Source organism: SAR324 cluster bacterium (genome assembly GCA_029245725.1).
In the GTDB taxonomy this organism is placed as follows: domain Bacteria; phylum SAR324; class SAR324; order SAR324; family NAC60-12; genus JCVI-SCAAA005.
Window position 1 is genome coordinate 1 of the sequence record JAQWOT010000079.1, and the last position, 13,575, is coordinate 13,575.

The window sequence follows — 13,575 nt, forward strand, 5'->3', positions numbered from 1 at the left end:
ATTATTTTTTAAAATTGGTCCTGGTAGTGGTAAACGATTACTTGTTATACTAAGAATCAAAGCACATAGAAAAGAAAATCCCATTGATGTGGTGTCTTTCCAATTAAATATTTCCTTAGCCAAGATATAGCAGCCCATGCCTGAAGCCGCAAAGACAACCCCAGCTAATAGTCTTACTTTAAAAGTAAACCTCACGAGTGCATATGCTGCCATGGATCCAAATACCACGGCAATCAAACTAGCAGCTATAGATATCCAAACTGAATTGAAAAAAGTTCCGAAGAAATTACCTCGACTACCAGAAAATGCATCACTCCAAGCATCTAATGTTGGTTCAAAGTCAATCCAGGGTAAGTAAGTTGGTCCACCAGTAACGGCAATTGGTGATTTGAATGATGTGACAAATATCCAATAGAGTGGGAATAGAGTGAATATTAGCCAAGCAATACATAAAATTTGGGTAATGATTTTTTGATTTGAATTTTTATTCATGACTTTTTCTCAACGTCTTTTCTCGATTTGGGGTTTTAATATAACCATGTAAATCAATCCAAAAATGATGATAAAAATCAGAAATAAAAAGCTTATCGCAGAAGTGTAGCCGAGATTAAACTTCTTTAATCCTTCTTGATAAGCGAAAAGAGTCAGTGTTTCTGTAGCGATACCCGGCCCTCCTCCTGTCATGATATAAACTGTATCTATAATTTTAAAAGCCTCTACAATACGAATAAATATAACCGCAGCTGACAGAGGCAAAAGCATTGGGAAAGTGATTCCTAAAAACATTTGTAAAGAGGAGGCATTCTCTAACCGAGCTGCTTCAAAAATATCAGCAGGTAAAGACTGCAAACCAGCAAGCATCATTAAGATAACAAATGGAGTCCATTGCCAAACTTCCACAGTTATCAGAGACCCATAACTCCAAATATTTTCAGTAAGAAAAGGTGGATTCGCATAGCCAAAGAATGTAAATACTTGGTTTAAGGGACCGAACTGTTGATTGAACATAGTCTTCCATAACAATGCTACTGCAATTGGTGTCATCAGCATTGGTAGAAGAAAAGTAATTCGATAGAGTTTCTCTCCTGCAACTTTACTATGTAATGCCAGCGCGATAGCGAACCCCAAAATATATTGTAAAGTTACAGATACAAAAACAAAAATACTTGTATTTCCAATGACAGACCAAAATCTTTCTTGTCCAAATAGTTTAGTGTAGTTTCCAAAACCAATGTATTTAGGAGGTAATGGTGGAACAAGTCTGGAGTTTTGAAAACTCAAGTCCAGAGTGTAGACAAGCGGGAAAAGTGTAACAAGCAAGACAACTAGCGTAGCCGGCCAAATGAAAACATGACGAGACCAATCTCTCATAATTAGGTTCCGGTATTGAGTAGTGATTGGATTTCAGTATTTGTTGGCATAGCAGGAGCCGTTCCTGTCTTGGTTACCGACAGGGCCGCTGTAGCAGACCCAAATAAGATGGCATCACGCAGGGACTTACCACTGGCTAAGGCATGTGCAAATCCGCCATTGAAGGCGTCTCCTGCTCCGGTCGTTTCAACAACTTTCCCAGTCATATCGAAGGCTGGGATGTGTTCATCTAATTCATCATTAAGCACATAGCAACCTTTCTCACCTAGGGTGATTAAGGCGGTACCAACACCCATCTCGCGTAATTTCAAAGCTGCTTTTCTAGCATCATTGGCATCATTCACCTGAATACCTGTGAATGATGAGGCCTCCGTTTCATTGGGAGTTGCATAATCTGCGAGAGCAAAGATCTCTAAGGGGACTTCCGTAGCGGGCGCTGGGTTGAGAATGGTTGGAACACCATGAGCTTTGGCAATCTCCAATCCTCGATTAACAGCAGGTGAAGAGACCTCAAAGTTAGTCATGAAGACCGATGCTTCAGCGATTCTGGAGGTCGCTTGCTCTACATGCTCTGGGCCAAGTAATCCAGCAGCTCCGATCACGACAATGATCGCATTATTGCCGGTAACATCATCAATAATAATATCCGCAGCTCCCGTGTCCTGTTCTTCTGTGCGGAAAACATACTCGGTGTTGACGCCTTCAGTGGAATACAAATCAAGAGCGATTTTTGCGAAGGCATCTTCACCAAGCATTGCAATGAAGCTAACTTCTGCCCCAGCTCTTTTGGCAGCTATCGCCTGATTAGATCCCTTCCCCCCAGGTCCAAGTTTAAATAGGGGACCAATCACTGTTTCGCCCATCACAGGCATTCTTGGTGTGCGGAAGGCGAGATCAGCAACGAAAATACCTAAAATTACGACTGGCTTCATGTGTTGCTCTCAAACTTATTGAAGATTGTCAGACTACGTTCCCGTCTGGATCTAAGACCCCTTTTACCAAGACAAAGCAGCCATAGGGTCTCCTCTCATTTCCAGCACAAACGACAGCGTATGCATTGCGTGCTCTCTCGTAAAAGGCAAAGCGTTCAATCGAACCCATTTTCCACTGATCGCCTGAGGTCTCTTTCACGACTCGTTTCATATCCGTGTGACAAGGGACCAACTCATCAGGATTCCCCACGACTTCCATCCTTAGCACAGCATGCTCAACGAAGCTATCCAGCGGGAAAACGGAAAGAATCGCCCCTGCTGTCTCAGGGATATCGACCCCGTTCATGTTGATCAACTCACCGGTGACAGTATGTGCAGCAACTGATGCTGATGGAAAATTGCAGTCAGCCAGGATCAATTCATCTCCATGACCCATAGAGCGAAGAATGTAAAGCAGATCAGCGCTTAGCAGCGGATGAATGTTTTTCAGCATGTTGCCTCCCAAAGAAAACTTTTAAGTGATTCAATTAAAAAAAACAGATTTAGATCATACTTTTTCAATCAAGCCAATCCCCAATTTTTGAATTCTTCTCGTCGCACATAAGAAACCTGCGCTCCTGAACGCTGAACGCTGGCAGCCGCAGCTCGATTTGCCAACTCTGCTGCTTGCCAAAGATCTTGATGCCTTACCCATTCGGCTGCAAATACCCCCACAAAAGCATCCCCGGCACCGAGAGTACTGACAACAGGAACTTTAGAGGCTTGAAGGTGATCGACAACCTCTGCATTGCTCAATAAGACACCTTTTTCTCCAAGAGTGATTAAGACATTTGGGCAATGTTTGTGAAGCTGCTGTGCTGCTATTTCTGCGTCTTGAGGATTTTGGATTTCAAGGCCAGTTAAGGCAGAGGCTTCCACTTCATTGACGACTAGCATGTTGATCCAATCCCACCATGACTTAGGAATGTTGGCAACAGGTGCAGCATTTAAAAGGACAGGCACGTCAAAATTCAGAGCCATTCTTCCAACAGCATTAACTGTTTCGAATGGAATTTCTAGTTGCTGAACCACCAAGCCAATGTCTTTCCAGAATGCGGGATCTGGCTTGAGAAAATCAGATGTAACATATTTGTTTGCTCTTGAAATCACAACAGCCTGGTAGCGACCGAACTGGTCAACAAAGTCAAGCGCTAGGCCTGACCCGATAGGGTGAGTTTGCAGAAGATCTAAATTCACCCCGGCACTGAGCATGGCCTCTCGCAAGATGGTTCCTGCCTCATCTTCACCAAGACAACCAACGAATTGGGTCTGTGTGCCCCACAAAGAGGCTGCAACTGCTTGATTGGAACCCTTACCACCAGGGTGCTCTTCATATCCTTGCCCCATGATTGTTGCTCCAACAGCAGGTAACTGATCAACGTAGACCATCCTGTCCAAGTTAGCGGCACCAACAACCAAAACTCGTTTTTTCAGAGTTCCTCCATTTCTTCGAAAGTTTTCAAAATGTCATGATCTGATTGCCAGTTGCCCAATCCTTTAGCTTCTAGATCAGCGGCCTGATTCCACCAACGAGTACAACGTCGAATGTTGGCTTCTGCCTCACGAACGGGATCTTCATTGATTGGAAATGTGTCAAAGTACAGGTGCCCATCATATTGAATACGTTGAAGCCAGAGGAGGCATTCCAGAGTCTGTTGTGGATGAACAGAACCAAGCAGCATCCCATCTTCGCAGCCTGGACGCACAAAACCATCGTTGAGCTGCATGCCCCAGAGTTTCTTATGCTTTCCAACCAGTGCCACAGACTGAGCAGGGTTTTCTCCTGCCATCAGGCAGTGACCAAAATCTAGTGTGAGTCCCATGTTCTCACGGTCAACCTCTAATATCATCAACAATCCAGCCCCTGTGGTGTTCTGTATGAAATAACGGCGTGGCTCCGTTGGTTTCGGTTCCAATGAAACCCTAAGTTCTGGAAAAACATCACAGACTTCTCGGAAACTCTGAACAACGTACTGCCAAAGTTCACTGTAATTTACTTGGAGAGGGTAGTCATAGCCGTCATAGGCAGGCCAGACAATCAATTCTTTCGCACCTAGCTCCCTTGCCCATTGACCGGCATTCAAGGTCAGCTGGATTGCTTCACGCCGAAGTGATGCAACTGGATTTGTGAAAGCACCCAAGCTGAAATGCTTTGGATATCTCAGACAAACTGCTCCAGTCGATAACCCTGCTTCAGAAAGAGCGATCTTAACTTCAGAGAGTGAATAGCCTTCCAAGTGTTCAGGGTAGTTGAAATCAACAAGTTCAAGCCCAGTGATTGTCCCCTGTCGATGAATCCAACCAATGAGATCTTCTCGACCTTCCCAAAGTTCAGGCTTTGATTTCATTGAATTGAGACGTGAAGCAAATGCTGGTGGGATAACTGATGACATCGTAGGTGGATTATGAAGGTTAGTTGAAATTTAATAATTACAGATAACAAGAATATAAATGATCGAATTAGTGGGTTTAATGAACTGAAACAAGCCTTTTCAAAACTGTTCTCAGTTTTTTACGGGCCTGTCTGAGGCTAAAGCTATAAAAGTAAAGACACCTAATTCTTTGGGTAAGCAGGTTGAAACTTGAAATTCTTATTAGAGAAGAGTTTTGTACTGGTTCTTGTTTATTCGTTAAAGCATCGCCGATAGCAAGCTTTGTTGCAGTTTGGTAGTTTGAAAAAGTTTCTGCCAAACTTGCCAGATAATCCCCATCCTAGAGGTTCGCCATGAAACGCCTGTTGCCAATCTTGATTGCTACAATTTTTAGTGCATCTGCACTCCTCGTCGCGGGCACAGTGCAAGCTACAGAGTTTACTCTCAAGCTTCACCATTTTTTGGGCCCAAAAGCCCCTGCTCACTCAAAGATGCTGGTGCCTTGGGTTAAGAAAGTTGAAGAACTGTCGAATGGAAGAGTGGAAATTGACATATATCCAGCAATGTCGCTGGGTGGCAAGCCTCCTCAGCTAATCCGTCAGGTTCGTGATGGAGTGGTCGATCTTGTTTGGACAGTCAATGGCTACACTCCGGGCTTGTTCCCTCGTACAGAAGTTTTTGAACTCCCATTTATCCATACGAATGATCCAGTGGCAACAAATCTTGCCATACGCGAAATGTTTGATGAGGATCTTGTGGAAGAATATCGGGGCCTCAAAGTAATGTTTCTGCATGTGCATCAGGGACAAGCGATCCACATGGTAAATAAGGTCATCCGCAAACCGAGTGACTTCAATGGTACCAAGATGCGCATTCCAACCAGGACAGGCGCCTGGGTTTTGGAAGCAATGGGAGCAGCTCCTGTTTCAATGCCAGTTCCCGGTCTGCCACAAGCTCTCTCCAAGAAAGTTGTTGACGGTGCTCTAATCCCCTGGGAAATAATTCCACCATTGAAGCTCCAGGATATGACAAAGTACCAGATTGAAGGTGAAAATATGACCCGCTTTGGTACAACGACCTTCCAAGTGTCTATGAATCAAGGGACATGGGATAAATTGCCCAAAGATCTTCAGGATGTTTTCCTGCAGGTCTCCAACGAAGCTTGGGTCAGAGAAGTTGGCGAAGTTTGGCATGGTACTGACCTTTTTGGCATCGGTGTAGCTACCAAAGCAGGTAATGAGCACATCACATTGAGTGCTGCAGAAACTGCTGAGTTCAAGAAAGTGCTAAAGCCTGTTGTCGATCGTTGGGTGAAAGAAGTCAGTGGTTCTGGCATTGACGGTAAGAGCCTTGTCAGCAAGGCGCGTGAACTGGTCGCCAAGTATTCCAAGTGAAGTCTTGGATTCCTGAAGATTTTCCAGGGTTTCCAAGATGATAAAATGGGCCTCGAAACTGATCGAAGGTTGGGCCCTGTTTGGAGGTATGATTTTGTTGCTGCTGGTGATAATGACCACCTACAGTGCAGCAGCTGGTTTCCTAATTGCCACTCCCTTTTCTGGGGATTTTGAACTCACTGAAATGGGAGTGGCGGTCGCTTCCTTTGCATTCCTTCCTTACTGCCAACTGACCTTCGCAAATGTTTCTGCGGATGTCTTCACGGCAAAAATGAAACCTTCGAAAGTTAGATTTTTAAGCCGAGTTGGCTCTTTGGTGGCCGCAGCCTTCAGCATTCTGTTGATCTGGCGAATGTACGAAGGATTGCTGGATTACCAGATTTACCTGGAGACTACGACAATCCTACAGGTGCCGATCTGGTATGCGTTTGTCCCTTCGATTTTCTCTCTTCTGCTTCTCCTGTTGGCAGCTCTAATCACGTTTATTCATCCAGATGGAGTACCCGAACCATCTTTAATCCCCCAGTAACGCCTCAACCATGTCATACGAACTACTCGTTGGATTGGCTGGCCTTGCAGGGCTGTTATTGTTGATCGCACTGCGGATACCGATTGCGTATGCCATGATCATCACTGGAGGAATTGGTGTGACGATCCTGAACGGGCCACTGATCTTCATGTCTCAATTGAAGGATCTGGCCTACATTCAATTTTCCATTTATGACCTCTCTGTGGTCCCCATGTTTGTGCTGATGGGAAATTTGGCAACCAAGGCGGGTCTATCACGAGAGCTTTTTCGGGCAGCAAATGCATGGGTAGGCTGGGTTCGAGGAGGTGTCGCCATGTCTTCCATCATCGCGTGTGCTGGTTTTGGGGCTGTTTGTGGATCCTCATTGGCCACGGCCTCCACGATGGGAAAAGTGGCGCTACCGGAGCTTCGCTATTACAAATATAGTGGCTCTTTGGCAACGGGGACATTGGCTGCTGGGGGCGTGCTTGGTATATTGATTCCACCCTCAGTTGTTCTGGTTGTCTATGCGATCATCGTGGAAGCAAACATCATTGCGATGTTCATGGCTGCGATGATTCCTGGTTTGTTGGCAGTAGGTCTGTTTTTGGTGACAATTGCGATCTATGTTCGCTTCTTTCCTGAGTCAGGCCCCTCCCGTGAGCCAATGGATCTTCAAGAATTCTGGAATGCTACTCTCGGAGTTTTGCCGGTTCTAGGGATCTTTATAGCAGTGATTGGTGGTATCTATTTTGGTTTGTTTAATCCCACTCCAGCCGCAGCAGCAGGTGTTTTTCTGGTTGGAGTACTGGGAATCTATCGAGGTTTGATCAAGTTTCCACAACTCAAAGCAGCCTTGTTGGAGACCGCCAAGACTTCGGGCATGATCTATTTGATTCTGCTTGGGGCCGAGATGCTCAAGATCTTCATGTCTCGTGGAGGAGTCCCCCAGGCAGCCGTGGAGATCATGCAATCATCGGGATTGGATCCGATCACTATTCTTCTTCTGATGCTAGTCTCACTGATTATTCTGGGATGTCTCATGGACTCATTGTCCATGATCTTACTGGCGATGCCTTTCTTTTGGCCCGTAATTGATGGACTCGACTTTGGTTTGGGCCCGGAAGAACTAAAAATCTGGTTTGGAATTCTAGCGCTGATTGTTGTGGAGCTCGGTTTGATCACTCCACCTGTCGGGATGAATGTTTTTGTGATTCATGCGATGGCCGAGGATATTCCCATGAGTGAGACATTCAAAGGAGTGATGCCTTTCTTCGGGGCAGAGCTACTCAGAGTTCTGCTTCTGGTGGCATTTCCTGGTATTGTTTTGTGGCTCCCACGTCTACTCTCCGGGTGAATCAATGAAGCTGAGATATAGTATGCTTGGAGCAGGAGCAATGGGCTCTGTTTTTGGGGCAAGACTCGCTCTACAAGGGCATTCTGTCGAACTACTCAATCGAACTCCTGATCACGCTAGGGCAATCAAAGAGCAGGGTGGATTGATCTGTCATTTGGACAAACGGAAGCATCTGATTCCTTTACAAGCCGATTTGGTTACTAACGCTGACTCCGCAGATGTGGTTTTTTTATTCACCAAGACTTATCAAATTAAAGAAGCCCTGGTTAATCTGCCTACAAAACTTCGGTCTGCCCATTTCATCACACTGCAAAATGGATTGGGTAATGGGCAGCAGGTTGCAGCTTACGTTGGAATCAATCAAACTGTGGAAGGTGTTTCAATCATGCCTGCTGAGTTTATCAAACCAGGTGAGGTAGGCTCTGCTGGCAGCTCTGAAACTTGGATGTTTTCAGCAAATGGAGAGCAGAGCGAGATCGTGAGTCAGGTTGGTGAAGATTTAAATCAAGCTGGTCTGAAAACTCACGTCACAGTCGATGTACGCACATTTATCTGGCAAAAAGCTTGTTTCAATATGGCGATGAATGCCTTGTGCAGTCTAGTCGATGGTTCTCCAGGTCTGCTTCAACAGTTTCCAGACGGATGTCAACTTGCGCACGAAATTGCTGAGGAAGCGATTACCATTGCACAGTTGGAAAGCGCATTTGTGAATCCAGAAAAAGTGCACGGCCTGATTGACTATGCGTGCGCAGACCACACCTATCACCGACCATCTATGCTCCAAGATTTGAAAGCCCAACGCCTGACGGAGATTGAATCACTCAATGGATTTTTGGTGGCAGCCGCTCGCAAGCACGGTAAAGAAGTCCCTCTCACTAATTTAATGGCGCGGTTGATTCGGTTACGGGAACGGGCTCCGGAGTTTTGGGCTACAGAACCGATTCATCATTAAACTCGTCCCACTCATCTCCAATCGGCTTGTACGATGGCACGCAGCTTTGAAATTTTCTGGCCAAGAACACCTGAAGGAATGGCTGAGGCTGAGTGGCAAACCAGGCTACAACTCGCCGCTTGTTATCGTTTGGTGGATCACTATGGCTGGACGAGCGTGGTTTATAATCACATAACCCTTCGTATTCCGGGAACTGATCACTTTTTGATTAATCCCTTTGGAGTCCGCTACGATGAACTGCGAGCCAGTGATCTAATTCGGATTGATATAGATGGCAATCAGATCAGCGAGAGCGATTGGCCTGTCAACTGGGCTGGGTACTTGATCCACTCCACAATTCATAAGGGACGTCCGGATCTACACTGTGTCCTGCACACTCATGAAGTTCACTCCCAATCATTGTGTGCCACCAATAGTGAAGTGATCCCAGTGACACAGGAAGGCTGTCAATTCTTTGAGCGTGTTGGCTACCATGATTTCGAAGGAATTGTTCTTGACGGGAGTGAGAGCCCTCGTTTGCTGGAAGCTATGGGGAACAAAAACCATACTCTGGTCTTGAGAAATCATGGCCTGATCACTGCCGGTCCAGATTGTACTTGGGCCTTTGTTCGGCACTTGGCGTTCATTCGTAATGCTGCAGTTCAATTACGTGCGATGTCGACGGGAAAATTACAAAGAATTCCTCCTGGCATCATGGCCAAGACCCGAGAGCAATTTGAGTGGGGTTCTGCGCAGGCTGGTGCAAAGAACCGTCATCCAGAATGGCCTGCCCTCCTCCGTCTGGTTGATCAAAAAGATCCAACTTGGAAACTTTGAGTTTCCACAATTTGTCACAGTTTTCATTCTAATTTAACGAGGAAAACAGATGCAACAGCCACCATTCCGTGCCGAACATGTCGGTTTTCCTACGACCTAAGTTTTCGCTGGATGCTCGTGAACAGTTTCGTAATCAAGAAATTAGCTCTGAGCAATTACGTGAGGTTGAAGACCGAGCAATCCACGATATTGTCAAATTATAGGAAGATCTGGGTTTGGAGAGAACCACTGATGGAGAATATCGCAGGACCTATTTTCATACTGATTTCTTGACTCAGCTTGGTGGTGTTTTGATCAAGGGAGATATCAACGTCAGCTTCAAGACCGCAGATGGCTCTATTAATTTTGCCCCAGCTGTGATGAAGGTTGCTGGGAGAGTCAGCCACCCGCGTTCTATTTAAGGAGCAGATTTTGACTTTGTGAGATCAATTACGAACAAGACCCCCAAGGTGACTATCCTTTCCCCAAACATGCTGCACTTTCGGAGAGGTCGTAAAGCAATCAGCGAAGAGGCTTATCCGGAAATGGAGGACTTTTACTCGGATGTTGCCAAGGCTTAGCAGGAGGAACTGCGTTCCCTGGCTGAGCGAGGGGCGAGTTATGTGCAGCTGGATGACACGAATCTGGCTTATTTGTGGGATCCTATAATGAGAGAAGGTGCCCGGCAAAGAGGAGAAGATCCGGACGCTTTACCAAGACGCTATGCGCAGCTGATCAATGCTGCCATCGCAGGTCGATGCGGATCTTCGGATCTGTGTGCATCTTTGTCAAGGGAACTTCAAGAGTGCCTGGGTTGCAGAAGGTGGATATGAACCGGTCGCAGAGGTTCTCTTCAATGAGTTGGATGTAGACGGTTATTTCCTCGAGTATGATGATGAAAGATCTGGGGACTTCGCGCACTTACGGCATGTTCCAAAGACTAAGACAGTTGTTCTGGGATTAGTCACCACAAAACTTCAGGAAATGGAAACCAAAGACGAGTTGAAACAACGGATTGAAGAAGCCGCTCGCTACATGCCGCTAGAGCAAATAGCGCTTTCGCTACAGTGTGGGTTCTCCAGTACGGTTCAGGGCAATGACATTGCCTTTGATGCTCAAGCAGCGAAATTGCGTTTGGTGACAGAAGTAGCTCAGGATGTATGGGGCTCACTTTGAAAGACTTCCCAGAAAGTCAATCAAGGAAAATCAAGATGATTAAGGTTTCAGAAGTATGAATCAGCGCGTGCAGGTTGTGATCATTGGTTCGGGTCCAGCTGGATTGCTATTGGGGCAGTTGCTTCACAACATTGGGGTAGAAACCCTGATCCTTGAGCGGCAGTCGCAGGAGTACGTTCTCAGTCGAATTCGAGCCGGTGTGTTGGAGCAAGGGACCACCGAACTGCTTGAACTGGCAGGCTGTGGAGAGCGCATGCATGCAAAAGGAATGACTCATTCGGGTTTTGACCTGGCTTTCGACGGCCAACGACATCGAATTGACTTACAGGAGATGAGCGGTGGTAAGACGGTGATGATCTATGGTCAGACGGAAGTGACCAAGGATCTGATGAATCGTCGTTCAGAGACTAATGGAATCACGATCTATGAAGCGCAAAATGTACAACCCCATGATTTTGATACCGATCGGCCTTGGGTAAGCTACGAAAAAGATGGGGTGGAACATCGTGTGGATTGTGACTTCATAGCTGGATGTGACGGTTTCCACGGAATCAGTCGGGCTTCTGTCCCAGACCAAGCAATTGAGATCTATGAGAAGGTCTATCCATTTGGTTGGCTGGGAATCCTGGCGGATGTTCCACCAGTTTCGCATGAGTTGATCTACGCGAACCATCCTCGGGGATTTGCACTTTGTTCGATGAGAAGCATGACACGTAGTCGCTATTATGTGCAGTGTACCCTGGAGGATAAAGTGGAAGAGTGGTCCGATGATCGCTTCTGGGATGAACTCCGTCTGCGTCTTCCGCCTGATGCTGCGGAGCAAGTCACCACAGGACCATCGATTGGAAAATCAATCGCTCCTTTACGTTCTTTTGTCTCTGAACCCCTTCGTTTTGGAACAATGTTCATTTGTGGGGATGCGGCTCACATTGTTCCGCCAACTGGAGCGAAAGGCCTCAATCTAGCGGCAAGTGATGTGTTCTATCTCTTCAATGCACTTCAGGAATACTACGAAGAACATTCTGAATCAGGTCTTGGGGCCTACTCAGAAAAAGCGCTTTCTCGTGTCTGGAAAGCGGTGCGTTTCTCCTGGTGGATGACCACCATGATGCATCGCATCCCAGACACGGGCACTTTTGGTCAGAAGATTCGGGAAGCAGAACTTCATTATTTGACCTCCTCTACTCCAGCGACCCAATCCCTCGCTGAAAACTATGTGGGCCTCCCTTTTTGAAAACTTTATCCTAGCCTGTTTCTCCTGAGGGAGATCATGGCATTGGAAGAGGCTGTTGAAGGAACTCCACTGGATTTCCTTTTTCCTGCCAAGCATCGAAACCAACTCGAAACCAACCTATCCTCAATTCAGGTCATTTCTCAGCCACTCTCTTAGCTGTATTCCACGAATGCCAGCAGTCAGGGGTGCAATAAAAGATGATCATTCCATCCCATTGCTGAGTGTAGTGTTGAAGATAGTCTGCCCAGAGATCTTCGAGTTGCCCAAAACCAACATTTGCCAACCAGTCACTTCCTGAAATGATTGTTAGAGGTTGATCTGGAAGAAAAAGCCCCTGACGTCAAAGTACGAGTTGCACATTCACAAAATGGACAGACTTTCTCAACCAAAGTTCTTAGGCAGATTCCGAAGTGAGAGTTTGTACTCCTTCCACCTGAACTGGAGTAGCCGACCGGTAGGATTGAATATGGCAGCCATCAGAATCGAAAAGCTGGAATTCACCATCTTTAGAAGTGGAGGCTACGGCACTACCCCAAATCAAACCTAGGAACAAAGCTAGGCAAGCACCCCATTTCATGTCTCTCTTTCTAGTATTCTTCCTAATTGGCGCACATTCTCCGGCAGATCAGCCGACATTTCGTACATTTGTCTGCCCACTAAATAAATGACGTCATCACCATACTCATTCTTCAATTGCGGAAGTTGTTCTGTACTGATACTTCCTCCAACAACTGGGAATGTTTGTTCCCAGTAAGGATCTTTAGCATAGCAGCGGTCAATCACATCTTTGCAGTCTGCAGCTTCAAAACTGAATCGTTAGCTTGGGATCGGGAACATGACATAATCTGCTCCTGCCATCCGAAAAATTGTTCCGAACAAGAGCCCAACAGAGATTCCTGGGTTGGGGGAGAGGATAAATGGACCCAAGAAAGCAGGTTAGACGATGATTGGCAGGCCTGGTTTTCGACTTTGGCTTAGTCGGTGAAAACTCTCAAAGCTGTTCAACCCAGGGCAAACCAAGAGACCACCAGCCCCGTATCGAGCGGCTCAATTTGCCCTAAGCCTCATTTCTTCCACAGAGGAGGTAATGTTTGGAACATACCAACTCTTTCTTCCGGTCTTTGCGCTCGCTTGCTCAACAGCTTTACAACAGGCATGGACGCGCTCTCGAAAAGGACTCCAGGATTGATCAGTAATCAGATGTTCATCGATGATCAAATCCACTCCTCCCTTGGCGAAACGATATGTCAACTCAGCAAGCTCATTGTGCGCCCCAAAGGTCCGATATCAGCCATCACTAGTGCGCCTTTAGAGGTGCCCAGGTGTTCACGAATCCCAGTTATGCCAAGGTGTGGTCCAGTGAAGTGCGCCTTTAAGTCTGAAGAGAGCTGAAGATCTGTAACCTGAACTCCTTTCGTCAAGCTGATATTGCCATAAAGAACGTT

General features: G+C 46.3%; 16 protein-coding genes and 1 pseudogene. 7 read left to right on the plus strand and 10 right to left on the minus strand.

From position 1 onward, the window contains the following. The 6 genes from P8O70_03400 to P8O70_03425 form a co-directional block, all read right to left on the minus strand. Positions 1-492 (minus strand): carbohydrate ABC transporter permease (locus tag P8O70_03400; protein ID MDG2195929.1); only part of this gene is annotated, 492 nt, incomplete at its 3' end. A 9-nt stretch (positions 493-501) separates the two neighbouring features. Then, a complete protein-coding gene (locus P8O70_03405) occupies positions 502-1,371 on the minus strand; it encodes a sugar ABC transporter permease (protein ID MDG2195930.1) in 870 nt (289 codons plus the stop codon). Positions 1,372-1,373: 2 nt separating this feature from the next. After that, positions 1,374-2,303, minus strand: coding sequence for a ribokinase (gene rbsK, locus P8O70_03410; GenBank protein ID MDG2195931.1), 930 nt, complete (start codon positions 2,301-2,303; stop codon positions 1,374-1,376). Between the two features lie 28 nt (positions 2,304-2,331). After that, positions 2,332-2,796, minus strand: coding sequence for an RbsD/FucU domain-containing protein (locus P8O70_03415; GenBank protein ID MDG2195932.1), 465 nt, complete (start codon positions 2,794-2,796; stop codon positions 2,332-2,334). A 68-nt stretch (positions 2,797-2,864) separates the two neighbouring features. Further along, positions 2,865-3,761: a ribokinase gene (locus tag P8O70_03420; GenBank protein MDG2195933.1), complete on the minus strand. Its 897-nt coding sequence runs from the start codon at positions 3,759-3,761 to the stop codon at positions 2,865-2,867. An 11-nt stretch (positions 3,762-3,772) separates the two neighbouring features. After that, positions 3,773-4,690 (minus strand): TIM barrel protein, encoded by a 918-nt coding sequence (locus P8O70_03425; protein MDG2195934.1) that lies wholly within the window; start codon positions 4,688-4,690, stop codon positions 3,773-3,775. A gap of 377 nt (positions 4,691-5,067) precedes the next feature. Between P8O70_03425 and P8O70_03430 the strand changes: the two genes are divergently transcribed. The 7 genes and pseudogenes from P8O70_03430 to pobA all read left to right on the plus strand — a co-directional run bounded on the left by P8O70_03430 (position 5,068) and on the right by pobA (position 12,130). Continuing rightward, the gene (locus P8O70_03430) at positions 5,068-6,108 is read left to right on the plus strand and encodes a TRAP transporter substrate-binding protein (GenBank protein ID MDG2195935.1); all 1,041 of its coding nucleotides are present in this window, start codon (positions 5,068-5,070) and stop codon (positions 6,106-6,108) included. 37 nt (positions 6,109-6,145) lie between these two features. Next, complete coding sequence (locus P8O70_03435) at positions 6,146-6,637, plus strand: TRAP transporter small permease subunit (protein MDG2195936.1); 492 nt, start codon at positions 6,146-6,148, stop codon at positions 6,635-6,637. A gap of 10 nt (positions 6,638-6,647) precedes the next feature. Next, complete coding sequence (locus tag P8O70_03440) at positions 6,648-7,973, plus strand: TRAP transporter large permease (protein ID MDG2195937.1); 1,326 nt, start codon at positions 6,648-6,650, stop codon at positions 7,971-7,973. 4 nt (positions 7,974-7,977) lie between these two features. Further along, positions 7,978-8,925 (plus strand): ketopantoate reductase family protein, encoded by a 948-nt coding sequence (locus P8O70_03445; GenBank protein ID MDG2195938.1) that lies wholly within the window; start codon positions 7,978-7,980, stop codon positions 8,923-8,925. 33 nt (positions 8,926-8,958) lie between these two features. Next, positions 8,959-9,741 carry a class II aldolase/adducin family protein gene (locus P8O70_03450; protein MDG2195939.1) on the plus strand — a complete coding sequence of 261 codons (783 nt, stop codon included), beginning with the start codon at positions 8,959-8,961 and terminating at the stop codon, positions 9,739-9,741. Positions 9,742-9,790: 49 nt separating this feature from the next. Next, positions 9,791-10,896, plus strand: a pseudogene (locus tag P8O70_03455) (5-methyltetrahydropteroyltriglutamate--homocysteine S-methyltransferase). Positions 10,897-10,951: 55 nt separating this feature from the next. Then, positions 10,952-12,130: a 4-hydroxybenzoate 3-monooxygenase gene (gene pobA / locus P8O70_03460; GenBank protein MDG2195940.1), complete on the plus strand. Its 1,179-nt coding sequence runs from the start codon at positions 10,952-10,954 to the stop codon at positions 12,128-12,130. Between the two features lie 394 nt (positions 12,131-12,524). Here pobA and P8O70_03465 read toward each other — a convergent pair whose 3' ends face one another. From P8O70_03465 to P8O70_03480, 4 genes are all read right to left on the minus strand, one after another. Continuing rightward, complete coding sequence (locus P8O70_03465) at positions 12,525-12,707, minus strand: hypothetical protein (GenBank protein ID MDG2195941.1); 183 nt, start codon at positions 12,705-12,707, stop codon at positions 12,525-12,527. Further along, complete coding sequence (locus tag P8O70_03470) at positions 12,704-12,913, minus strand: hypothetical protein (protein ID MDG2195942.1); 210 nt, start codon at positions 12,911-12,913, stop codon at positions 12,704-12,706. The genes P8O70_03465 and P8O70_03470 overlap by 4 nt, the downstream gene beginning before the upstream one ends. Before the next feature lie 264 nt (positions 12,914-13,177). Then, on the minus strand, positions 13,178-13,381 hold the full coding sequence (locus P8O70_03475; GenBank protein MDG2195943.1) for a RuBisCO large subunit C-terminal-like domain-containing protein: 204 nt from the start codon (positions 13,379-13,381) through the stop codon (positions 13,178-13,180). After that, a partial coding sequence (locus P8O70_03480; protein ID MDG2195944.1) for a hypothetical protein occupies positions 13,378-13,575 on the minus strand: 198 nt, incomplete at its 5' end. The genes P8O70_03475 and P8O70_03480, both read right to left, overlap by 4 nt.

Excerpts from the sequence above, each read along its gene's own strand:
- P8O70_03405 (MDG2195930.1), bottom strand. The coding sequence starts at position 1,371 with ATGAGAGATTGGTCTCGTCATGTTTTCATTTGGCCGGCTACGCTAGTT.
- rbsK (MDG2195931.1), bottom strand. The coding sequence starts at position 2,303 with ATGAAGCCAGTCGTAATTTTAGGTATTTTCGTTGCTGATCTCGCCTTC.
- P8O70_03415 (MDG2195932.1), bottom strand. The coding sequence starts at position 2,796 with ATGCTGAAAAACATTCATCCGCTGCTAAGCGCTGATCTGCTTTACATT.
- P8O70_03425 (MDG2195934.1), bottom strand. The coding sequence starts at position 4,690 with ATGAAATCAAAGCCTGAACTTTGGGAAGGTCGAGAAGATCTCATTGGT.
- P8O70_03430 (MDG2195935.1), top strand. The coding sequence starts at position 5,068 with ATGAAACGCCTGTTGCCAATCTTGATTGCTACAATTTTTAGTGCATCT.
- P8O70_03435 (MDG2195936.1), top strand. The coding sequence starts at position 6,146 with ATGATAAAATGGGCCTCGAAACTGATCGAAGGTTGGGCCCTGTTTGGA.
- P8O70_03440 (MDG2195937.1), top strand. The coding sequence starts at position 6,648 with ATGTCATACGAACTACTCGTTGGATTGGCTGGCCTTGCAGGGCTGTTA.
- P8O70_03445 (MDG2195938.1), top strand. The coding sequence starts at position 7,978 with ATGAAGCTGAGATATAGTATGCTTGGAGCAGGAGCAATGGGCTCTGTT.
- P8O70_03450 (MDG2195939.1), top strand. The coding sequence starts at position 8,959 with ATGGCACGCAGCTTTGAAATTTTCTGGCCAAGAACACCTGAAGGAATG.
- pobA (MDG2195940.1), top strand. The coding sequence starts at position 10,952 with ATGAATCAGCGCGTGCAGGTTGTGATCATTGGTTCGGGTCCAGCTGGA.
- P8O70_03465 (MDG2195941.1), bottom strand. The coding sequence starts at position 12,707 with ATGAAATGGGGTGCTTGCCTAGCTTTGTTCCTAGGTTTGATTTGGGGT.